General features: G+C 72.0%; 19 protein-coding genes. 13 read left to right on the top strand and 6 right to left on the bottom strand.

Annotated features, from left to right (window positions below; translation table 11 throughout):
- Nucleotides 1-234: 234 nt before the first annotated feature.
- The gene (locus SGLAU_RS21490) at nt 235-825 is read left to right on the top strand and encodes a malonic semialdehyde reductase (RefSeq protein WP_043503802.1); all 591 of its coding nucleotides are present in this window, start codon (nt 235-237) and stop codon (nt 823-825) included.
- Nucleotides 826-913: 88 nt separating this feature from the next.
- Here SGLAU_RS21490 and SGLAU_RS21485 read toward each other — a convergent pair whose 3' ends face one another.
- Complete coding sequence (locus SGLAU_RS21485; protein ID WP_043503800.1) at nt 914-1,495, bottom strand: DUF4245 domain-containing protein; 582 nt, start codon at nt 1,493-1,495, stop codon at nt 914-916.
- Between the two features lie 127 nt (nt 1,496-1,622).
- On the opposite strand from SGLAU_RS21485, the gene glpX reads away from it, so the two are divergent.
- Nucleotides 1,623-2,654, top strand: coding sequence for a class II fructose-bisphosphatase (gene glpX / locus SGLAU_RS21480; protein ID WP_043503798.1), 1,032 nt, complete (start codon nt 1,623-1,625; stop codon nt 2,652-2,654).
- A 174-nt stretch (nt 2,655-2,828) separates the two neighbouring features.
- On the opposite strand, the gene SGLAU_RS21475 is transcribed toward glpX, so the two are convergent.
- Both SGLAU_RS21475 and SGLAU_RS21470 read right to left on the bottom strand, forming a co-directional pair.
- A complete protein-coding gene (locus tag SGLAU_RS21475) occupies nt 2,829-3,206 on the bottom strand; it encodes a WhiB family transcriptional regulator (RefSeq protein WP_078957822.1) in 378 nt (125 codons plus the stop codon).
- A gap of 68 nt (nt 3,207-3,274) precedes the next feature.
- The gene (locus SGLAU_RS21470; protein WP_043503796.1) at nt 3,275-3,952 is read right to left on the bottom strand and encodes a DUF1707 domain-containing protein; all 678 of its coding nucleotides are present in this window, start codon (nt 3,950-3,952) and stop codon (nt 3,275-3,277) included.
- A gap of 157 nt (nt 3,953-4,109) precedes the next feature.
- Here SGLAU_RS21470 and SGLAU_RS21465 point away from each other — a divergent pair, with 157 nt between their 5' ends.
- The 4 genes from SGLAU_RS21465 to SGLAU_RS21450 all read left to right on the top strand — a co-directional run bounded on the left by SGLAU_RS21465 (nt 4,110) and on the right by SGLAU_RS21450 (nt 10,395).
- On the top strand, nt 4,110-5,789 hold the full coding sequence (locus SGLAU_RS21465) for a fumarate hydratase (protein ID WP_099052843.1): 1,680 nt from the start codon (nt 4,110-4,112) through the stop codon (nt 5,787-5,789).
- A gap of 68 nt (nt 5,790-5,857) precedes the next feature.
- Nucleotides 5,858-7,243: a class II fumarate hydratase gene (locus SGLAU_RS21460; protein WP_043503793.1), complete on the top strand. Its 1,386-nt coding sequence runs from the start codon at nt 5,858-5,860 to the stop codon at nt 7,241-7,243.
- A 73-nt stretch (nt 7,244-7,316) separates the two neighbouring features.
- Nucleotides 7,317-8,009 carry a DUF402 domain-containing protein gene (locus SGLAU_RS21455; RefSeq protein ID WP_208868930.1) on the top strand — a complete coding sequence of 231 codons (693 nt, stop codon included), beginning with the start codon at nt 7,317-7,319 and terminating at the stop codon, nt 8,007-8,009.
- Between the two features lie 295 nt (nt 8,010-8,304).
- Entirely contained in the window at nt 8,305-10,395 is a 2,091-nt protein-coding gene (locus tag SGLAU_RS21450; RefSeq protein ID WP_208868929.1) for an ATP-binding SpoIIE family protein phosphatase, read from the top strand.
- 97 nt (nt 10,396-10,492) lie between these two features.
- On the opposite strand, the gene SGLAU_RS21445 is transcribed toward SGLAU_RS21450, so the two are convergent.
- Complete coding sequence (locus tag SGLAU_RS21445) at nt 10,493-12,793, bottom strand: transglycosylase domain-containing protein (RefSeq protein ID WP_043503788.1); 2,301 nt, start codon at nt 12,791-12,793, stop codon at nt 10,493-10,495.
- Between the two features lie 242 nt (nt 12,794-13,035).
- Here SGLAU_RS21445 and SGLAU_RS21440 point away from each other — a divergent pair, with 242 nt between their 5' ends.
- The 5 genes from SGLAU_RS21440 to SGLAU_RS21420 all read left to right on the top strand — a co-directional run bounded on the left by SGLAU_RS21440 (nt 13,036) and on the right by SGLAU_RS21420 (nt 17,871).
- Nucleotides 13,036-13,971, top strand: a complete 936-nt coding sequence (locus SGLAU_RS21440; protein ID WP_043503786.1) for an SPFH domain-containing protein — start codon at nt 13,036-13,038, stop codon at nt 13,969-13,971.
- Nucleotides 13,968-14,225, top strand: a complete 258-nt coding sequence (locus SGLAU_RS21435; RefSeq protein WP_043503785.1) for a hypothetical protein — start codon at nt 13,968-13,970, stop codon at nt 14,223-14,225. Before SGLAU_RS21440 ends, SGLAU_RS21435 begins: the two co-directional genes overlap by 4 nt.
- Before the next feature lie 108 nt (nt 14,226-14,333).
- A complete protein-coding gene (locus SGLAU_RS21430) occupies nt 14,334-14,861 on the top strand; it encodes a PadR family transcriptional regulator (protein ID WP_043503782.1) in 528 nt (175 codons plus the stop codon).
- Complete coding sequence (locus SGLAU_RS21425; protein ID WP_043503780.1) at nt 14,858-15,547, top strand: ABC transporter ATP-binding protein; 690 nt, start codon at nt 14,858-14,860, stop codon at nt 15,545-15,547. The genes SGLAU_RS21430 and SGLAU_RS21425 overlap by 4 nt, the downstream gene beginning before the upstream one ends.
- Nucleotides 15,544-17,871: an ABC transporter permease gene (locus SGLAU_RS21420; RefSeq protein WP_043503779.1), complete on the top strand. Its 2,328-nt coding sequence runs from the start codon at nt 15,544-15,546 to the stop codon at nt 17,869-17,871. The genes SGLAU_RS21425 and SGLAU_RS21420 overlap by 4 nt, the downstream gene beginning before the upstream one ends.
- Nucleotides 17,872-18,047: 176 nt before the next feature.
- Here SGLAU_RS21420 and SGLAU_RS21415 read toward each other — a convergent pair whose 3' ends face one another.
- The gene (locus SGLAU_RS21415) at nt 18,048-19,013 is read right to left on the bottom strand and encodes a LysR substrate-binding domain-containing protein (RefSeq protein WP_244315247.1); all 966 of its coding nucleotides are present in this window, start codon (nt 19,011-19,013) and stop codon (nt 18,048-18,050) included.
- Between the two features lie 140 nt (nt 19,014-19,153).
- Between SGLAU_RS21415 and SGLAU_RS21410 the strand changes: the two genes are divergently transcribed.
- Both SGLAU_RS21410 and SGLAU_RS21405 read left to right on the top strand, forming a co-directional pair.
- Complete coding sequence (locus tag SGLAU_RS21410) at nt 19,154-19,708, top strand: peroxiredoxin (protein WP_043503776.1); 555 nt, start codon at nt 19,154-19,156, stop codon at nt 19,706-19,708.
- A 3-nt stretch (nt 19,709-19,711) separates the two neighbouring features.
- On the top strand, nt 19,712-20,245 hold the full coding sequence (locus tag SGLAU_RS21405) for an alkyl hydroperoxide reductase (protein ID WP_043503774.1): 534 nt from the start codon (nt 19,712-19,714) through the stop codon (nt 20,243-20,245).
- Nucleotides 20,246-20,355: 110 nt separating this feature from the next.
- Here SGLAU_RS21405 and SGLAU_RS21400 read toward each other — a convergent pair whose 3' ends face one another.
- Nucleotides 20,356-21,672 carry an AI-2E family transporter gene (locus SGLAU_RS21400; RefSeq protein WP_043503773.1) on the bottom strand — a complete coding sequence of 439 codons (1,317 nt, stop codon included), beginning with the start codon at nt 21,670-21,672 and terminating at the stop codon, nt 20,356-20,358.
- Nucleotides 21,673-21,679: the final 7 nt, after the last annotated feature.

Genomic DNA, 21,679 nt, shown 5'->3' with positions numbered 1-21,679 from the left:
GGGCCACGGTCCGGGGTCCAGGGCCGGACCACCGTCCGGGTACGGGTCCGGGCCACCGTCGAGGTCAGGTTCAGGTCACCCTCCGGGTGCGGGTGGCTCCCCGGGCACGGGTCACCGTCCGGGCGGGGTGCACCGGCTGTGAAGCGGATCACCACGGCCAGCCTTTGGTTGAACGTTGAACTTAAAGTCCGTAGGGTCGGGGACGTTCACCACCCCGTCCGAAAAGGTTCAGCCATGTCCCTCGTTCTTGACCCCGCCGCCCAGGACCTGCTCTTCCGCGAGGCCCGCACCGCGAACACGTTCACCGACGAGCCGGTGACCGACGAGCAGGTCCAGGCGATCTACGACCTGGTCAAGTACGGCCCGACCGCGTTCAACCAGTCCCCGCTGCGCATCACCCTGGTCCGCTCCGCCGAGGCCCGTGAGCGGCTGGTGAAGCACATGGCCGAGGGCAACCAGCCGAAGACGGCCACCGCCCCGCTGGTCGCGATCCTCTCCGCGGACAACGAGTTCCACGAGGAGCTGCCCGAGCTCTTCCCGCACTTCCCGCAGGCCAAGGACGCCTTCTTCGCCGAGCGCCCGGTCCGCGAGAACTCCGCCCTGCTCAACGCCGCCCTCCAGGCCGGCTACTTCATCGTCGGCGTGCGCGCCGCCGGTCTGGCCGCCGGGCCCATGACCGGTCTGGACTTCGAGGGCGTGCGCAAGGAGTTCCTGGACGACGACCACACGCCGCTGATGGTGGTCAACATCGGCAAGCCGGGCCCGGACGCCTGGTTCCCGCGCTCCCCGCGGCTGGCGTTCGAGCAGGTCGTCACGACCGTCTGAGGTCCGCAGCGCCCCGCGCGCACACCGCCCGCACGCAAGGGGGGCCCCGGCATCGTCCGCCGGGGCCCCTCTGCGTGTCCGCGGCGGCTCAGCCCAGCTTCAGGGCCGCCGCCATCTGCTTCAGCTGCGCGAACGAACCGGTACCGGCCACCACGGTCGTCGCACCCCGGGCACCCGCCCCGTCGGCGCCCTTCGCGCCGTCCGCGCCGTCCGCGCCGTCCGCGCCGCCCGCCAGCAGCACCAGGGCGTCGTAGCGGCCACCGGTGTAGCGGGTCCAGGTGCGGCCGCCGATCTCCTCGGTGGCCTTCGTCGCGCGCGCGCCGTCCGTCGTCTCGTCGATGAACCGCGACGGCTTCTCCGTGGACTGCTTGATCTCGACGTACTGGCCGTCCGGGGTGTGGAAGCCCAGGTGCCAGGTGTCGTTCTCGATGCCCTGGTACCGCACGGAGGTCGCCTTCCAGCCGCCCGGCAGCCCCTCGGGCGCGGCCACCGGGTACGGCGCGGCCCGCTGTGCCGTGAGCAGCTCCACGCGGTAGTCGACCGGCTTGAGGTCCGGCTCACCGTCCTCGTGCGGGATGAAGAGGTACATGACCCCGCCCGCGAGCAAGGTCACGCCCAGGGAGAGCACCATGCTCCGGGCCGTCTTCTGCTTGCCGTTCGTACCTGCCACCCCCCTATGGTCGCAGGTGCCCCGGTCCGCTCATCCGTGGGGTGCCCTGCTCATTTTGTCGGTCTGACGATAGAGTCATGGCCAACACCCTCATCCGGCCGTCGTCGTATCAGAAAGGTGCGCTCCGATGACCGAGCATCATCTGCCGTCCGAACTCGATGTCCCCTCCGAGGCCCCCGACCGCAACCTCGCCCTCGAACTCGTCCGCGTGACCGAGGCGGCGGCGATGGCCGCCGGCCGCTGGGTGGGGCGCGGTGACAAGAACGGCGCCGACGGTGCCGCGGTGCGCGCCATGCGGACCCTCGTCTCCACCGTCTCCATGAACGGCGTCGTCGTCATCGGCGAGGGCGAGAAGGACGAAGCCCCGATGCTCTTCAACGGGGAGCACGTCGGCGACGGCACCGGGCCCGAGTGCGACATCGCCGTCGACCCGATCGACGGCACCACCCTGACCGCCAAGGGCATGCCGAACGCCATCGCCGTGCTCGCGGCGGCGGAGCGCGGCTCCATGTTCGACCCGTCCGCCGTGTTCTACATGGACAAGCTGGTCACCGGCCCCGAGGCGGCCGACTTCGTGGACATCGACGCCCCGGTGGCGGTGAACATCCGCCGGGTCGCCAAGGCCAAGCGGGCCACGCCCGAGGACGTCACCGTCGTCATCCTGGACCGGCCCCGGCACGAGGGGATCATCCAGGAGATCCGGGAGACCGGTGCGCGGATCAAGCTCATCTCGGACGGCGATGTCGCCGGGTCGATCCTGGCGCTGCGCGAGGGCACCGGGGTGGACCTGCTGCTCGGCATCGGCGGCACCCCCGAGGGCATCATCTCGGCCTGCGCGGTGAAGTGCCTCGGCGGCACCATCCAGGGCAAGCTCTGGCCGAAGGACGAGGAGGAGAAGCAGCGGGCGATCGACGCGGGGCACGACCTCGACCGGGTGCTGACCACGGAGGACCTGGTCACCGGGGAGAACGTGTTCTTCGTGGCGACCGGCATCACCGACGGTGAGCTGCTGCGGGGTGTGCGGTACCGGTCGGAGACGGCGACGACCGACTCGATCGTCATGCGGTCGAAGTCGGGGACGGTGCGGCGGATCGACTCGGAGCACCGGCTGAGCAAGCTGCGGGCGTACAGCGCGATCGATTTCGACCGGGCGAAGTAGGGGCCGCGGGCGGCGGCCCGCGGGGCGGGGCCGCGGATCGCCGGAGGCCGCGGGCCGTCCGTGCCCGGCCGCCGGGTTCCGCGCCCCTCGGGTGAGTCTCCCGGCCCGGTACGGCGGAAGGGCGCCCCTGTGCGGAGGGGCGCCCTTTTCCGTGCGTGTCGTCCGGGTGCGCGGTCAGCCCGCCGCCGCTATCTGGCTGGCCGCCCTCGCCGCCTTCTTCAGCTCCACGTCGCGGCGGCGGCGCCGGGCCAGGACGACTCGGCGTTCGGCTGCGGTCAGGCCGCCCCAGACGCCGTAGGGCTCGGGCTGGAGCAGGGCGTGCTCGCGGCACTCCACCATCACCGGACAGCGGGCGCAGACCCGCTTGGCCGCCTCCTCGCGGGAGAGCCGCGCCGCCGTGGGCTCCTTGGAGGGGGCGAAGAAGAGGCCCGCCTCGTCGCGCCGGCACACCGCCTCGGTGTGCCAGGGAGCGTCTTGATCCCTGTCTCGCGCCGGCACCCGCGGGGCCGGAACGGCAGCTACCTGCAGGGACGAATGCGGCGGTTGCAGCACGGTCTACTCCTGACGACGGCTTCGCGAGCGAGAGACGATGCAGCAAGGTCTACCCGCTGTACGCGCGCCTATGCAGGGAGTCCCCGACCGCCGGGTCGGCTGGCGCGCAGGCGGCCGAGGATGTCGGCGACGCGCCTGCCCCGCCTGGGCCGGGCCTCCACGCCGCCGAGGACCGCCCAGCCGTCGACGTAGACCACGGGCGCGTCGGGGTCGTCCGCGTCCAGCGGCTCCACGTCGAAGCCGCCCAGGACGGCGCCGCCGGTGCCGCGCAGCGACACGTTCTCCGGCACAGTGATCTCCACGCCGCCGAACAGCGCGAAGGCCTTCACGACGACCTGCTGGTACTCGAACAGTGCCTCGCTGAGGTCGATCTCCACCCCGCCGAAGATCGCGTACGCGTGGATGCGGCGCCCCGCCCGCCAGCGGCCCTTGCGCATCGCGCCGCTGAACACCGCGACCACGTTGTGGTCCGGGTCCGCCGGTACGGCGCCGGCCGTGGGGCGCTCGGGCGCGGGACCGTACACCGGGGCCGCGCGGTGCTGGTGCGCGCCGGGCAGGTCGCGGACGAGGGGTTCCAGCTCACCGACCGTCCTGGCCCGGAAGACCTCCTCGACCCGCTCGGCATGCTCCTCGGCGGTGAGGCGGCCCTCGGCGAGGGCTCGGCCGAGGAGGTCCGCGACACGGTCGCGTTCGGCGTCCGAGGCGCGCAGTTCGGAGGCGGGCGCGGTCTGCTTCTGAAGGTCCACGGCAGCAGCGTACCGAAACACGATAGATCGCGATAGCCCTCGCGGGATCCCGCGGGCGGCCAACTGAGCCTTACCTCACAGGCTCGCCGTCAGTGGCAGGTCCTACGCTGGTGGACGCTGCCAATGGAGGCCAGCCGCTGTCTGTCGTGAGTGAGGAATGGGCGAGATGCCTGAGTTCGCGTACACCGATCTGCTCCCCATGGGAGAGGACACCACCCCGTACCGGCTGGTGACCTCCGAGGGCGTGTCCACGGTCGAGGGGCCGGACGGGCGGACGTTCCTGAAGGTGGAGCCGGAGGCGCTGCGGAAGCTGGCGGAGGAGGCGATCCACGACATCCAGCACTACCTGCGCCCGGCCCACCTGGCCCAGCTCCGCCGGATCATCGACGACCCGGAGGCGAGCTCCAACGACAAGTTCGTGGCGCTGGACCTGCTGAAGAACGCCAACATCGCCGCGGCGGGCGTGCTGCCGATGTGCCAGGACACCGGCACGGCGATCGTCATGGGCAAGCGCGGGCAGAACGTGCTGACCGAGGGCCGCGACGAGGAGGCGCTGTCCCGGGGCATCTACGACGCCTACACCAGGCTCAACCTGCGGTACTCGCAGATGGCTCCGCTCACCATGTGGGAGGAGCGGAACACCGGCTCCAACCTGCCGGCGCAGATCGAGCTGTACGCCACGGACGGCGGCGCCTACAAGTTCCTGTTCATGGCCAAGGGCGGCGGCTCCGCCAACAAGTCGTTCCTCTACCAGGAGACCAAGGCGGTCCTGAACGAGGCCTCCATGATGAAGTTCCTGGAGGAGAAGATCCGCTCTCTCGGTACGGCCGCCTGCCCGCCGTACCACCTGGCGATCGTCGTCGGCGGCACGAGCGCCGAGTACGCGCTGAAGACGGCGAAGTACGCCTCCGCGCACTACCTGGACGAGATCCCCGCCGAGGGCTCGCCGCTCGGCCACGGCTTCCGGGACAAGGAGCTGGAGGAGAAGGTCTTCGAGCTGACGCAGAAGATCGGCATCGGCGCGCAGTTCGGCGGCAAGTACTTCTGCCACGACGTGCGCGTGGTGCGGCTGCCGCGGCACGGCGCGTCCTGCCCCGTCGCCATCGCCGTGTCCTGCTCGGCCGACCGGCAGGCCGTCGCGAAGATCACCGCCGAGGGCGTCTTCCTGGAGCAGCTGGAGACCGACCCGGCGCGGTTCCTGCCGGAGACCACGGACGAGCAGCTGGAGTCGGAGGGTGACGTCGTCAAGATCGACCTCAACCAGCCGATGGACGACATCCTGGCCGAGCTGACGAAGTACCCGGTCAAGACCCGGCTGTCGCTGTCCGGCCCGCTGGTCGTGGCGCGGGACATCGCGCACGCGAAGATCAAGGAGCGGCTGGACGCGGGCGAGGAGATGCCGCAGTACCTGAAGGACCACCCGGTGTACTACGCCGGCCCGGCCAAGACGCCCGAGGGCTACGCGTCCGGCTCCTTCGGCCCCACCACGGCCGGGCGGATGGACTCCTACGTCGAGCAGTTCCAGGCGGCGGGCGGCTCGAAGGTGATGCTGGCGAAGGGCAACCGGAGCAAGCAGGTCACCGACGCGTGCGCCGCGCACGGCGGGTTCTACCTCGGCTCCATCGGCGGCCCCGCGGCCCGTCTCGCCCAGGACTGCATCAAGAAGGTGGAGGTCGTCGAGTACGAGGAGCTGGGGATGGAGGCGGTCTGGAAGATCGAGGTCGAGGACTTCCCGGCCTTCATCGTCGTCGACGACAAGGGCAACGACTTCTTCCAGAACCCGGCACCCGAGCCGACCTTCACGCACATCCCGGTGCGGGGTCCGGGCCTCGGCTGACCAGCCCCTCCGGGGGGCGGAGCGCCGCCCCCCGGAACATCACGCCGCTCCCGATCGCTATAGCCGGTATGAGCGAATACCGCATCGAGCACGACTCCATGGGCGAGGTCCGGGTCCCCGCGGACGCGAAGTGGCGGGCACAGACGCAGCGGGCGGTGGAGAACTTCCCGATCTCCGGGCAGCGCATCGAGCGGGCGCACATCGAGGCGCTGGCGCGGATCAAGGCCGCCGCGGCGAAGGTGAACGCCCGGCTGGGGGTCGTGGACCAGGAGATCGCGCGGGCCGTCCAGGAGGCCGCGGAGGAGGTCGCCGAGGGGCGGTGGGACGAGCACTTCCCGGTGGACGTGTTCCAGACGGGGTCGGGCACCTCGTCCAACATGAACGCCAACGAGGTGATCGCGACGCTGGCGAGCGAGCGGCTGGGCCGGCCCGTCCACCCGAACGACCACGTCAACGCCTCGCAGTCGTCCAACGACGTCTTCCCGTCCTCCATCCACATCGCCGCCACCGCCGCCGTCACCCGTGATCTGGTCCCCGCCCTGGAGCACCTGGCCGCCTCGCTCTCCCGCAAGGCCGAGGAGTTCGCGGACGTCGTGAAGTCCGGGCGGACGCATCTCATGGACGCCACGCCGGTGACGCTGGGCCAGGAGTTCGCGGGGTACGCCGCCCAGGTGCGGTACGGGATCGAACGCCTCCAGGCCTCGCTCCCCCGGCTGGCCGAACTGCCGCTCGGCGGGACGGCCGTCGGCACCGGCATCAACACGCCGCCCGGCTTCTCCGCCGCCGTCATCGAGGAGGTGGCCCGGGCGACCGGACTCCCGCTCACCGAGGCACGCGACCACTTCGAGGCGCAGGGCGCCCGGGACGGGATCGTGGAGACCAGCGGGCAGCTGCGGACCATCGCCGTGTCCCTGACGAAGATCGCCAACGATCTGCGCTGGATGGCGTCCGGGCCGCGCACCGGGCTCGCCGAGATCTCGCTGCCCGACCTCCAGCCGGGCTCCTCGATCATGCCCGGCAAGGTCAACCCGGTCGTCCCCGAGGCCACGCTGATGGTCGCCGCGCAGGTCATGGGGAACGACGCGACGATCGCCGCCGCGGGCGCGGCCGGCAACTTCGAGCTGAACGTGATGCTGCCGGTCATCGCGAAGAACGTGCTGGAGTCGGTCCGGCTGCTGGCCAACGTGTCGCGGCTGCTCGCCGACCGGACCGTGGACGGGATCGTCGCGCACCGCGAACGCGCCCGCGAGTACGCCGAGTCGTCACCCTCGGTGGTCACGCCGCTGAACAAGTACATCGGGTACGAGGAGGCCGCCAAGGTCGCCAAGAAGGCGCTCGCGGAGCGCAAGACGATCCGTCAGGTCGTGCTGGAGAACGGGTACGTCGAGCGGGGCGCGCTGACCGTGGAGCAGCTCGACGAGGCACTGGACGTGCTGCGGATGACCCGTCCGTGACGTGCGCCCGGGGCGCGTGTGAACCGTGACGCGCACCGCAGCGTCGTATGCCGGTGACACCTAATATCTGTCCATGGCAGACGACGGAACGGTGACGGAAGTGGAAGCGGGCGGGGCGACGGCCTTCTGGGCGCCGGGCAGCCAGATCCTGTGGCGGTACCGGGAGAACGCCGGCGACCGCTTCCACATCGTGCGTCCCGTCACCGTCGTCCGTGACGACGAGGAACTGCTGGCCGTGTGGCTGGCGCCCGGCACCGAGTGCGTGAAGCCGGTGCTCGCCGACGGCACCCCGGTGCACCTGGAGCCGCTGGAGACCCGTTACACCAAGCCGCGCGCGGTGCAGCGCGACCACTGGTTCGGCACCGGGGTGCTGAAGCTGGCCCGGCCCGGTGAGCCGTGGTCGGTGTGGCTGTTCTGGGAGCCGGGCTGGCGGTTCAAGAACTGGTACGTCAATCTGGAGGAGCCGCTGACCCGCTGGGCGGGCGGGGTCGACTCCGAGGACCACTTCCTGGACATCTCCGTGCACCCGGACCGCAGTTGGCACTGGCGGGACGAGGACGAGTTCGCCCAGGCACAGCGGGACGGCCTGGTCGACGCCGGGCTCGCCGAGCGGGTGCGGGCGGCGGGACGGGACGCGGTGGAGGTGATCCGTGCCTGGGGCCCGCCGTTCCCGGACGGCTGGCAGCACTGGCGCCCGGATCCGTCCTGGTCCGTCCCCGTCCTGCCGGACGACTGGGACCGCACGCCCGCGCACCTGTCGTCATGAGACCCTTGATGCGCCCCCGGGCAAGAAACGTAGGATCGTCCTCCGCAAGGGCGCGCGGCGGCAACTCCCGGGGCGCGCGACGGGCCTGACCACATGTCACCGAGGGGCGGCAGGACGTGAGCGAGGGGTACGAGCGCAGCACCCGTGCGGGCCGCGACCGGTCCGTGAGTGGCACAGGAACAACCTTCGACCACGCGGGAAATCCGTTCCCCGGGCACGTATTCGGGGTATCGGCCTTCCTGCGGGACGAACTGCAACGGCGCACGCGGTACGCGCGGCGCGCAGCCCCGGACGGATGGATTCGACACGCGTGACGGAGCAGCCGACATCCTTCGAGCGCCCCCAGGCGGGCGCCGCCCCCGTGGATCCCCGCGGGGCGCTCCTGCGTACGCCGGGGCAGCAGCGCAGCACGCCCGGCGGCTCCGGGTTACCCCAGGCGCAGGCCCGTGGCACGGGCGAGGCTCCCGCGGGCCCGCCGGTGCCGCCCGGTCCCGGCGGCACCGGCCCCGAGCACTCCCAGCCGGCCGCCGCAGAGCACCTGGAGGCGCCTCCCGTCCGGGCGAAACCGGGCGCGGGGGACCACCGGCCGCGTCCCGCCGCGGAGGGCATCCCGGCCCAGCCGGGTCTGGAGCAGGAGCGCCGCAGCGGCCAGGGCCTGCCGCCCGGCCGGCCCACGCCCATGCGCCGGGACGGCGACCGGCTGCGCTTCGTGGGCGCCGCGACCCGGCGGATCGCCCGCGGCATCGACCTGGACGAGATCGTGATGGGGCTGTGCCGGGCGACCGTGCCGACGTTCTCCGACGCGATCCTGGTCTATCTGCGCGACCCGCTGCCGGTCGGCGACGAGCGGCCCATCGGCCCGGTGGTGCTGCGGCTGCGCCGCACCGACCGGATCCCGGAGGAACGGGACACGGACGGCGGCTTCCTGCCCGTCTTCCATCCCGAGCCGTCCGAACTGTCCGCGCTCACCGCTGAACTGTGCGAGGTGCGGCCCGGCGGCGCCCTCAACGAGGTGCTGCGCGGCGTCCGCCCGGTCTTCGCCGACGCGCCCGCCGCCCGCGCCGCCCTGCCCGAACTCCTGGGCGAGGACGGCGAGTCGCTCGTTCCCGGCGGCCAGCGGGCCATCCTGGCGCCGCTGCGCGGCCGGCGCCGGGTGATCGGCGCGGCGGTCTTCCTGCGCCGTCCGGAGCGGATCGCCTTCGAGGCCGACGACCTCCTGGTCGCCGCCCAGCTCGCCACGCACAGCGCGCTCGGCATCGACAAGGCGGTGCTGTACGGGCGTGAGGCGTACATCGCGGACGAGCTGCAGCGCACGATGCTGCCGGAGACGCTGCCGCAGCCGACCGGTGTGCGGCTGGCCTCCCGCTACCTCCCCGCCGCGGAGACCGCGCGGGTGGGCGGTGACTGGTACGACGCGATCCCGCTGCCGGGCAGCCGGGTGGCGCTCGTGGTGGGGGACGTCATGGGCCACTCCATGACGTCCGCCGCGATCATGGGCCAGCTGCGGACCACGGCGCAGACCCTCGCCGGCCTCGACCTGCCGCCGCAGGAGGTGCTGCACCACCTCGACGAGCAGGCCCAGCGGCTGGGCACCGACCGCATGGCGACCTGCCTGTACGCGGTCTACGACCCGGTGTCGCACCGCATCACCATCGCCAACGCCGGCCACCCGCCGCCCGTGCTGCTGCATCTGGGCGGGCGGGCCGAGGTGCTGCGGGTGCCCGCGGGCGCGCCGATCGGGGTCGGCGGGGTGGACTTCGAGGCCGTGGAGCTGGACGCGCCCGCCGGGGCGACCCTGCTGTTGTACACGGACGGCCTGGTCGAGTCCCGGTTGCGGGACGTGTGGACCGGGATAGAGCAGCTGCGCGAGAAGCTGGCCGCGACCGCGCAGCTGACCGGGCCGGACCATCCGCCGCCGCTGGAGGCGCTGTGCGACGAGGTGCTGGACATGCTCGGGCCCGGCGACCGCGACGACGACATCGCGCTGCTCGCCGCCCGGTTCGACGGGATCGCGCCGAGTGACGTGGCGTACTGGTTCCTGGAGCCGGAGGACGCCGCTCCCGGCCGGGCGCGGCGGCTGGCCCGGCGCGCGCTCGCCCGGTGGGGCCTGGAGGAGCTGACCGACTCGGTGGAGCTGCTGGTCAGCGAGGTCGTCACCAACGCGGTGCGGTACGCCTCGCGGCCGATCACCCTGCGGCTGCTGCGGACCGACGTGCTGCGGTGCGAGGTCGGTGACGATGTGCCGCAGCTGCCGCGGCTGCGGCAGGCCCGGGCCACCGACGAGGGCGGGCGCGGGCTGTACCTGGTGAACCGGATGGCCCGGCGGTGGGGGGCCACCCGGCTCAGCACCGGGAAGGTCGTCTGGTTCGAGCTGAACCGGATATAGGCGCGCACCCGCCGTACCGACGACGGTCGTCCGGCGGGTGCGGCTCGTGGCTGGTGCGCGCGGGTGCCCGCGCGCACGCGTGCGAGCCGGGGCGTGCCTACTCGTCCTGCACCGGGTCGAACGGGTTGTCCGGGATGCCGCCGCCGTCCGGCGGTGGAGTCGTGGTCACCGGCGGAGTGGTGGTCGGCGTCTGCGACGGGGTCTGCGACGGCGTCTGGCTGGGGGTCTGCGACGGGGTCCGGCTCGGGGTCTGCGACGGCGTCTGCGACGGGGTCCGGCTGGGGGTCTGCGACGGGGTGCGGCTCGGGGTCTGCGACGGCGTCTGCGACGGGGTCCAGGTCGGCTCCACCGCCGCGCCCTGGGCGGTCTCCAGGTCGAACTCGGTGACCTTGCCCATCGCGCCGAAGGTGTACTGGGCCCAGATCTGCGCGGGGAAGCCACCGCCGTTGATGCGGTCCTCGCCGAGCGCGTTGTACATCGGGACCTGGCGGTGCGGGGGCTTGTCGTCCTCGCCGAACAGGCCGACGGAGGTGACCAGGGTGGGGGTGTAGCCGGTGAACCAGGCCGACTTGTTGTCGTCGGACGTACCGGTCTTGCCCGCGACCTGCTGGCCGTCGCGCATCGGGTTGTCGCGGACCGACCTGCGGGCGGTGCCGTCGTCGACCACGCCGGTCAGCACCGAGGTGACCGTGTCGGCGGCCTCCCGGCTGATGACCTGCTCGCCGACCGGGTCGGGCAGCTCGACGGTGGTGTCCTTGTGCTCGGCGGAGGCCAGCAGGGTCGGGGTGACCTTCTTGCCGTGGTTGGCGAGGGTGGCGTAGGCGCCGGCCATCTCCAGCGGGCTGGCGCCCATCGAGCCGAGGGTCTGGGCGGGGACCGCCTCCAGGCCCTCGGTGTCCATGCCGAGCCGGCCGGCGGTGTCCAGCACCTTCTGCATGCCGACGTCCACGCCCATCTGCGCGAAGACGGAGTTGACGGACTTGTTCATCGCCTGCTGCACGGTGATGTCGCCGTAGTCGGCGTGGTCCTCGTTCTCCGGGGCGAAGCCGACCCGGACGCCGTTGTCCACGACGGGGCGTTCGCTGTCTCCGTCGTAGAGGGTGTTGGCCCTGATGGGGGTGCCGTCCTGGGTGGTGGCGCCCTCCTCCAGGGCGGCGGCCAGGATCATCGGCTTGAAGGTGGAGGCGGGCTGGTAGTCGTCGCGGGTGGCGTTGTTCGTGTAGTGCTCGACGTAGTCCGCGCCGCCGTACATGGCGAGGACCTTGCCGGTCCTCGGGTCGACGGAGGCGGCGCCCGCCTGGACGTCCGCGTCGACCGTCCGCCGCTTGGGGTCGAGCCTGCCGGTGAGCTGTTCCGCGACGGCCTTCTCCAGCTGCTTCTGCTTCTTGCTGTCGATGTTGACCGTGATGGTCCAGCCGCCGCGCTTGATCTTGGTGAGCGCCTCCTCCATGTCGGCGGCGGCGCCCTGTGCGACGAGCTGCCGGGCGAGTTCCCGGTTGGCCTCCTCGACGATGTAGCCGTTCTGGCCTTCCATGCCGGGTGCGGCCTTGGGCTCCTTCGGAACCGGGAACGTCATGCCGGCGCGCTTGCCGGCGTCGAGCCAGCCCTCCTCGACCATGTTGTCCAGGACGTAGTCCCAGCGCTCGCGGACCAGCTTCTTGCCGGTCGGGGAGGCGATCGACCAGTCGTAGGAGTTGGGGGCCTGGAGCAGGGCGGCGAGGTAGGCGCCCTGTTCGATGGTGAGGTCCTCGGCGTCGACGCGGTAGTAGGACTGGGCGGCGGCCTGGATGCCGTAGGCGTCGCGGCCGTAGAAGCTGGTGTTCATGTAGCCCGCGAGGATGTCGTCCTTCGACATCCGGCGGTCCACCTTCAGGGAGATGATCAGCTCCTTGAGCTTGCGGCTGACCGTCTGTTCCTGGGTGAGGTAGTAGTTCTTGACGTACTGCTGGGTGATGGTCGAGCCGCCCTGCTTGCCCTTGCCGGAGAGGGTGTTGAGGACGCCGCGGGCGGTGCCCTTCAGGTCGACGCCGGAGTCGCTGTAGAAGGACTTGTTCTCGGCGGCGACGAACGCCTTCTGGACGGGCTTGGGCACCTCGGCGAGGTCGACGACCTCGCGGTTGAGGCCCTTGCGGGCGAGGGTGGTGCCGTCGCTGTACCGGTAGACGTTGCCCTGCTCCTTGGCGAGGGCGTTGCCCTTGGGTATGTCGATCACCAGGTACAGCACGACGAAGGCGCCGATCCCGAGCAGGCACACTCCGAGGAACGTGCCGAGGATCTTCTTCCAGGTGAACAGCCGGCGTATGCCGCTCTTGCCGGCCGCGCCCGACGAACGGCGGCGCCGGGGCGCCGCGCGGTGGCCACCGCGCTGTCGCGCTCGTCTCTCTTCCGCTCGTCCCATGAGTCCGTCTGCTCCGCTTCGTTCTCGGTTGTCACACAAGTGCGCATGGCTCAGGTCAGCTCTGAAAGCTAACACCGCTCTATGTGACCAAGTCGGTTCGATCCGGTCTTTTACGGACGTGACAATCAGCACCCGTCCCACCGGAACCGACGCCCGAGAGGGGTTCAGGGTTGCCGCGCCGGGGTAAAGTGATATCAGTTAGCTAGACGAGTGCTAGGCAGTACGAGAACGGGGGACCACCCATGTCCGCACACGACGCCGCGGCCACCGCCGACCTGCCCGAGATGCCCGAACCCCGGGTCCGGGAGTTCACCGCGCACAGCATCGGCGGCGGGCTCGCCCTGCTCCTGGGGCTGCTCGGACTGCTGGCAGGTGTCGCGATGGTGGTCGCCGCCACCGCCGTCACCGCGACCGGCGTCAAGGCGGCGCTGATCGCCGGCGGCATCCTGGTCGGCCTCGCGGCGTTCGTCGCGATGTGCGGGCTGAACATGGTGGCGCCCGGCGAGGCCCGGGTCGTGCAGCTCTTCGGGCGGTACCGCGGCACGATCCGGCAGGACGGACTGCGCTGGGTGAACCCGCTCACGTCCCGGACGAAGATCTCGACGCGGGTGCGCAACCACGAGACGGCCGTCCTGAAGGTCAACGACGCCTACGGCAACCCGATCGAGCTGGCCGCGGTCGTGGTCTGGAAGGTCGAGGACACCGCGCAGGCCACCTTCGAGGTGGACGACTACATAGAGTTCGTCTCCACCCAGACCGAGGCGGCCGTCCGGCACATCGCCATCGAGTACCCGTACGACGCCCACGACGAGGACGCCCTCTCGCTGCGCGGCAACGCCGAGGAGATCACCGAGAAGCTGGCCGTCGAGCTGCACGCGCGCGTGGAGGCGGCCGGTGTGCAGATCATCGAGTCCCGCTTCACCCACCTCGCCTACGCGCCGGAGATCGCCTCCGCGATGCTCCAGCGGCAGCAGGCCGGCGCGGTGGTCGCGGCGCGGCGGCAGATCGTGGACGGCGCGGTCGGCATGGTGGAGGCGGCCCTGGACCGGATCGCCGAGCGGGACATCGTGGAACTGGACTCCGAACGGAAGGCGGCGATGGTGTCCAACCTGATGGTGGTGCTGTGCGGGGACCGCTCCGCGCAGCCGGTCCTCAACACCGGGACGCTCTACCAGTGACGGACTCTCCCGAGGGACCCGCTCCCCGGCGGCGGCCGCAGCAGCAGCGCAAGCAGGTGCTGCTGCGGCTCGACCCGCTGGTGTACGAGGCACTGGCCCGCTGGGCCGGCGACGAGCTGCGCTCGGCCAACGCGCAGATCGAGTTCCTGCTGCGCCGGGCGCTGGCCGAGGCCGGCCGGCTGCCCGGGGAGGCGAGGCCGATCCCGCGCCGGGGCCGCCCGCCACGGGGGCCCGCGGGCGACCAGGGCAGCTGAGGCGCCGGGCGCGGGACGGCTGGTCGCGCCGGGCACGGGACAACTGGACACGGCGCGTATACCCGGGACGTATACACGCGACGTATACATGGTGTGTAGAGTGGCGCCATGTCCATCGGTCACACCCTTCTCGGCCTCCTGGAGTCCGGCCCGCGCCACGGCTACGACCTCAAGCGGGCCTTCGACGCGAAGTTCGGCCAGGACCGGCCCCTCCACTACGGGCAGGTCTACTCGACGATGTCCCGCCTGCTGAAGAACGGGCTCGTCGAGGTCGACGGCATCGAGCCCGGCGGCGGGCCCGAACGCAAGCGGTACGCGATCACCGACGCCGGGATCACCGACGTCGCCCAGTGGCTCGCCACCCCGGAGAAGCCCGAGCCGTACCTCCAGTCGACCCTCTACACCAAGGTCGTCCTCGCCCTGCTCACCCGGCGCGACGCCGCCGGGATCCTCGACACCCAGCGCGCCGAGCACCTGCGCATGATGCGGATCCTCACCGACCGCAAGCGCAAGGGCGACCTCGCCGACCAGCTGATCTGCGACCACGCCCTGTTCCACCTGGAGGCCGACCTGCGCTGGCTGGAACTCACCGCCGCCCGCCTCGACAAGCTCGCCCAGACGGTGGTGACCGCATGAGCGCCCCCGCCGGTGCCCTGCTCGTGGCCGAGGGGCTGCGCAAGACGTACGGGCCGACGACGGCGCTCGACGGCGCCGAGTTCTCCATCCACCCGGGCGAGGTCGTCGCCGTCATGGGCCCCTCCGGGTCCGGCAAGTCGACCCTGCTGCACTGCCTCGCCGGGATCGTCACCCCCGACGCCGGATCGATCCGCTACGCCGGCCGGGAGATGGCGACCATGAGCGACGCCGGACGCAGCGCGCTGCGGCGCAGCGAGTTCGGGTTCGTCTTCCAGTTCGGGCAGCTGGTGCCGGAGCTGAGCTGCGTGGAGAACGTGGCGCTGCCGCTGCGGCTCAACGGCGCGCCCCGCAAGGCCGCCGAGCGCACCGCCCGCGAGTGGATGGCCCGCCTGGAGGTCGACGACATCGCGGGCAAGCGGCCCGGCGAGGTCTCCGGCGGCCAGGGCCAGCGGGTCGCCGTGGCGCGGGCCCTGGTCACCGGCCCCCGGGTGCTGTTCGCCGACGAGCCGACCGGCGCCCTCGACTCGCTCAACGGCGAACGCGTCATGGAGCTGCTGACGGACGCGGCCCGGTCCACCAACGCCGCCGTGGTGCTCGTCACCCACGAGGCCCGCGTCGCCGCCTACTCCGACCGCGAGATCGTCGTACGGGACGGCAGGTCGCGGGACATGGAGCGCGTCGTATGAGCGCGCGGCAGTGGTCCAGGGACCTGGGCCTGGGGTTCCGGTTCGCGTTCGCCGGAGGGCGGGAGGGATGGACACGCACCCTGCTGACCGCCGTCGGCGTCGGGCTCGGGGTGGCGCTGCTGCTGCTCACGACCGCGATCCCGAACGCGCTGGCGGTGCGCCACGACCGGGAGAGCGCCCGCTCGGACCTCATGTTCAACCAGACGGAGCCGCAGAAGGGCGACGACACCCTGCTCGTCGCCAACGCCGGCACGACCTTCCGCGAGCAGGACGTACGGGGGCGGGTGCTGGAGCCCGAGGGCCCGCACGCCCCCGTACCGCCCGGCGTCGACGAGCTTCCCGGCGTGGACGAGATGGTGGTCTCCCCGGCGCTGAAGCGGCTGCTGGAGTCGGACGAGGGGAAGCTGCTGCGCGACCGGCTGCCGCAGCGGATCGTCGGCACCATCGGCGAGAGCGGCCTGGTCGGCTCCCAGGAACTCGCCTTCTACCGCGGCGGCGAAGGACTCGCCGCCCGGCTCGACGACGGAGTCTCCCGGCTCGAACGGTTCGGTGATCCGCTGCCGTCGACGGAGCGGATGGACCCGGTGCTGCTCCTGCTGGTCCTGGTCGTCTTCGTGGTGCTGCTGATGCCGGTCGGCGTCTTCGTCGCCACCGCCGTGCGGTTCGGCGGCGAGCGCCGCGACCGGCGGCTCGCGGCGCTGCGGCTGGTCGGCTCCGACAGCCGGATGACCCGGCGGGTGGCCGCGGGCGAGGCGATGGCCGGGGCGTTGCTCGGACTGGTCTTCGGCACCGGGTTCTTCCTGGTCGGCCGCCAGTGGGCGGGATCGGTGGAGGTGTTCGGGTTCAGCGCGTTCCCGAGCTACCTCAACCCCTCGCCGCTGCTGGCGCTGCTGGTCGCCGTCGCGGTGCCGGTCGCCGCCGTGCTGGTCACCCAGTTCGCGCTGCGCGGCGTGGTGATCGAACCCCTCGGCGTGGTGCGCACCGCGCGGCCCGCGCGGCGCCGGCTGTGGTGGCGGCTGCTGCTGCCGTTCGCCGGCCTCGCGATGCTGTACCCGATGGTCGGCAACGGCCGGGACGAGGGCGAGTTCAACCAGTACCTCGTCACCGGCGGCGTCCTGCTGCTCCTCGTCGGCGTGACCGCGCTGCTGCCGTGGATCGTCGAGGCGGTCGTCGCCCGGCTCGGCGCGGGCGCGGTGTCCTGGCAGCTCGCCGTACGCCGGCTCCAGCTCAGCAGCGGCACCGCGGCCCGCATGGTCAACGGCATCGCCGTCGCGGTGGCCGGGGCGATCGCGCTCCAGATGCTCTTCGCGGGCGTCGACGAGGACTACACGCAGAGCACCGGCCAGGACCTCACCCGCGCCCAGATGCAGGTCGGCGTCCCGGCGGGCCTCTCGCTCGACGCGGCCCGCGCCCGCCTGGAGGCGACCGAGGGCGTACGGCAGGTGTACGGCTTCTCGGAGGGCATGCTCGACAACCGGCCCGAGGACCCGGACCGGTTCACGCAGGTCGCCGTCGGCGACTGCGGCTCCCTGCGGGAGCTGGCCGCGCTGCCCTCCTGCCGGGACGGCGACGTGTTCGTGCTGGAGGGCGCCGAGTACGACACCGAGGGGCCCGCGCTGGCCCGGCCGGGCGGCACGCTCTACTTCGACGCCTCCCCCGGCGGCGACGAGTCGAAGCCGGTCGCCTGGACGGTGCCGGAGGACGTCAAGCGGGCCCGCTCCGTCACCGACCCCACCGGCACCCGGCGCGGCGGCGTCCTGCTCACTCCGAGCGCCCTGCCCCGCGCGGCGGCGACGGCCGTGCCCGGCCAGCTCTACCTGCGGCTGGACGAGTCCGTGCCGGACGCCCGCGAGCACGTGCGCAACACCGCCGCGGACATCGACCCGTTCGTCGAACCCATGACGTGGGTGTCCAGCAAGCAGAGCGGCCGGTTCACCGCCGTCCGCACCGGCCTCTTCGTCGGCGCCACCTGTGTGCTGCTGCTGATCGGGGCGAGTCTGCTCGTCTCCCAGCTGGAGCAACTGCGCGAACGCCGCAAGCTGCTGTCCTCGCTGATCGCCTTCGGCACCCGGCGCCGCACGCTGAGCCTGTCGGTGCTCTGGCAGACGGCGGTCCCGGTCGCGCTCGGTCTCGCCCTGGCCTGCGCGGTGGGGCTGACCCTGGGCACGGTGCTGCTGAAGATGACGGACACCGCGGTCCGCGTGGACTGGGCGAGCGTGCTGACGATGACCGGCATGGGCGCGGCCGTGGTCCTCGCCGTCACCCTGCTCAGCCTGCCGCCGCTCCTCCGGCTGATGCGCCCGGACGGGCTGCGCACGGAGTAGCCCGCGTCACCCTGCACCCGGTGGCCTGCCGTACCCGCGCGGCCTTTCTTGCCCCGTGCCGCGCTCGGGCGGCAGGCGCCGTGCACGTCCCTGGGGGCACCCCCTGCTCGCGGAGGTCGGGGGAGGGGGCCGGGCGTCGCGGGGCAGGCGGGACTTCACGCCCCCGGGCGCCGCGCTCAGTCCGGCCCCTCCAGCACCCGCACGGGCAGCGGTCGCAGTGCCCCCCGCAGCGCGGTCGCCAGCTCCTGGTACTCCGCTCCCCGCGCCGCCCCCGTCCGCATCGCCAGGGCGATCCGGCGGGTGGGGGCGGGGTCGGCGAAGCAGCCGGTGAGGAGCTGGCTGCTGCGGCTGGTCTCCACCTTGAGCGCGGTGCGCGGCAGCAGGGTGCAGCCGAGGCCGCCGGCGACGAGCTGGACGAGGGTGGACAGGCCGGCGGCCGTGGTGGTGACGGGGGCGTCCTCGCGGCCCGCCTCGCGGCAGATGTCGAGCGCCTGGTCGCGCAGGCAGTGCCCTTCGTCGAGCAGCAGCAGGTTCAGTTCCTTCAGCGCCTCGCGGGGGATGCCCTCCCGTCCGCCGAGCTCGTGGTCGAGCGGTGTGACGAGGACGAAGTCCTCGTCGAACAGCGGCAGTTCCACCACCCCCGGCACACCCAGCGGGACCGCGAGCAGCAGCAGGTCGAGCCGGCCGGTGGTGAGGCCGTCGAGCAGGTTGGCGGTCTGCTCCTCGTGGACCTGGAGATCGAGGTCGGGGTAGCGCTCGTGGACGAGGCGGAGCACGGTCGGCAGGAGGTACGGCGCGACGGTGGGGATCACCCCGAGCCGCAGCGCCCCGGTGAACGGCGCCCGCACCGCCTCGGCCTCCTCCAGCAGGGCGCCCACCTCCTCCAGCACCGCCTTGGCCCGCACGGCCAGCCGCTCGCCGGCGGGCGAGAGCAGCACCTTGCGGGTCGTACGCTCGAGGAGGGTCACCCCCAGCACCTCCTCCAGCGCGGAGACGGCGCCGGAGAGGGCGGGCTGGCTCATGCCGATCGCCGCGGCGGCGTCCCGGAAGTGGAGGTGCTCGGCGACGGCGGCGAAGGCGCGCAGCTGGGCGAGACTGGGCTGGCGGCGCTTGCCGACGTGATTCACGTTACTGGCGGTCACTAATAACTACCTCCGATCAACACGACCGAGTGTAGCTATTTCACTAATCAATGCGCGCTGTGCCACCATCAGCCACGTCCAACCCATGGGAAACACCCGTCAAAAGCGGGTGTTTCTTCGCTGCGCTGCAAGGAGAGCTAGTGCTCACTGTCGGTGACAAGTTCCCCGAGTTCGAACTGACCGCCTGCGTCTCGCTGGAGAAGGGCAAGGAGTTCGAGAAGATCAACCACAAGACCTACGAGGGCAAGTGGAAGGTGATCTTCGCTTGGCCCAAGGACTTCACCTTCGTGTGCCCGACCGAGATCGCGGCCTTCGGCAAGCTGAACGACGAGTTCGCCGACCGTGACGCCCAGGTCCTCGGCTTCTCCGGCGACTCCGAGTTCGTCCACCACGCCTGGCGCAAGGACCACGACGACCTGCGCGACCTGCCCTTCCCGATGATGGCCGACTCCAAGCACGAGCTGATGCGCGAGCTGGGCATCGAGGACGAGGACGGCTTCGCCAAGCGCGCGGTCTTCATCGTGGACCAGAACAACGAGATCCAGTTCACCATGGTGACCGCCGGCTCCGTCGGCCGTAACCCCAAGGAGGTCCTGCGGGTCCTCGACGCTCTCCAGACGGACGAGCTGTGCCCCTGCAACTGGAGCAAGGGCGACGAGACCCTGGACCCGGTCGCGCTGCTGGCCGGTGAGTGACCCATGTCCCTCGACTCCCTGAAGTCCCGCATACCGGACTACGCCAAGGACCTCAAGCTCAACCTGGGCTCGGTCATCGGCAACTCCGACCTCCCCGCCCAGCAGCTCTGGGGCACCGTGCTGGCGACCGCCATCGCCTCGCGCTCCCCGATCGTGCTGCGTGAGCTGGAGCCGGAGGCGAAGGCGAACCTCACGCCGGAGGCCTACACCGCGGCCAAGTCCGCGGCGGCCATCATGGCGATGAACAACGTCTTCTACCGCACCCGCCACCTGCTGTCCGACCACGAGTACGGCACCCTGCGCGCCGGTCTGCGGATGAACGTCATCGGCAACCCCGGTGTCGACAAGGTCGACTTCGAGCTGTGGTCCTTCGCCGTGTCCGCCATCAACGGCTGCGGCATGTGCCTGGACTCGCACGAGCAGGTGCTGCGCAAGGCGGGCCTGGACCGTGACGTGATCCAGGAGGCGTTCAAGATCGCCTCCGTGGTGCAGGCGGTCGGCGTCACCCTCGACGCCGAGGCCGTCCTCGCCGAGTGAGGCGCTGAGCGCCCGGCGACACCGGCAAGGCCCCGTCCACCCAGCGGTGGACGGGGCCTTCGCCGTGTCCGGCCCGGCCGGCGGTGTCTGCCCCGCCCGCCGGCCCCCGCTCAGCCGGCCGGGTCCGCCGGCGGCTCGGCCGGGGACGCGTCCGTCGACGTGGCGCCGTGCGGCGGCGGCGATTGCCGCAGCGCCGCCTCCTGCGAGTAGGTCCGCAGGTACCCGACGACGGTGTTCGTCACCGCCACCAGCGGTACGGCGACGACCGCGCCGCCGATCCCGGCCACCATGCCGCCCGCCGTGACGGACAGCACCACGGCCAGCGGATGCACCCTCACCGCCCGGCCCAGGATGAACGGCTGGAGGATGTGCCCCTCGATCTGCTGCACGGCGAGCACCACCGCCAGCGTCATCACCGCGGTGAACACCCCCTGTGTGACCAGCGCCACGACCACCGCCAGCGCCCCGGAGACCACGGCGCCGACCAGCGGGATGAAGGCGAACAGGAAGATGAAGACGGCCAGCGGGACGGCCATGGGCACATCGAGGAAGTAGATGCCGAGGCCGATGAAGATCGCGTCGATCAGGGCCACGATCACCGTGCCGCGCACATACGCGGTGAGCGTGCGCCAGGCCCGCGGCCCCGCGCCCGCGACCCCCGGCCGGGCGGCGGCCGGGACGAGCTTCAGCGTCCACTCCCAGATGCGCCGGCCGTCGTAGAGCAGGAACAGCGTGGAGAACACGGCGAGCAGGATGCCGGTCAGCGTCTCGACGACGACCGTCACGCCCTCCAGGCCGGCGGAGGTGATCTGGTCGGTGTTGGCGCCGATCGCCTCGCGCAGGTTCTCGGCGATGTCGTTGATCTGCTTGTCCGTGACGTGGAAGGGGCTGTCCAGCAGCCAGCGGCGCAGTTCGTCGATGCCGTCCTGGACCTGGCCGGAGAGGTTGTCGATGTTCTCCATGACCTGCCAGGTCACGAACCAGCCGACGAGTCCCATCACCACGAAGCCGAGCAGCGCGGTCAGCGCGGTCGCGAGCCCGCGCGGCACGCCCAGCCGCCGCAGCCGTCCCACTGTCGGCTGGAGCAGCGCCGTCATCAGCAGCGCGGCGACGAACGCCAGCACCACCAGCTGGACGGCGCTGATGACGCGCATCAGCACCCAGAGGGTGCCGGCCAGCACCAGCAGCCGCCAGCCGGCCTCGGCGGCGACCCGGACGCCCCACGGCACGGCCTGCGCCGGGTCGGGGCGGGGTGCGACGGCCGGGGCGTACCCGGGGGGCGGCGGCACGTACGCGGGCGAGCCGGCCATGTCCTGCTCGGCGTCCGTGTGCTCCCGCTCCGCCGCCGCGCGGCGCTCCTCCCACTGCCTGCCCATGCGGTTCAGACCGGCGCCCAGCCGGCCGAGCCACCCTGGCACTCGCGACATGATCCGT

This window comes from Streptomyces glaucescens (assembly GCF_000761215.1).
Taxonomy (GTDB): domain Bacteria; phylum Actinomycetota; class Actinomycetes; order Streptomycetales; family Streptomycetaceae; genus Streptomyces; species Streptomyces glaucescens_B.
This window is presented reverse-complemented; position numbering and strand designations above follow the sequence as displayed.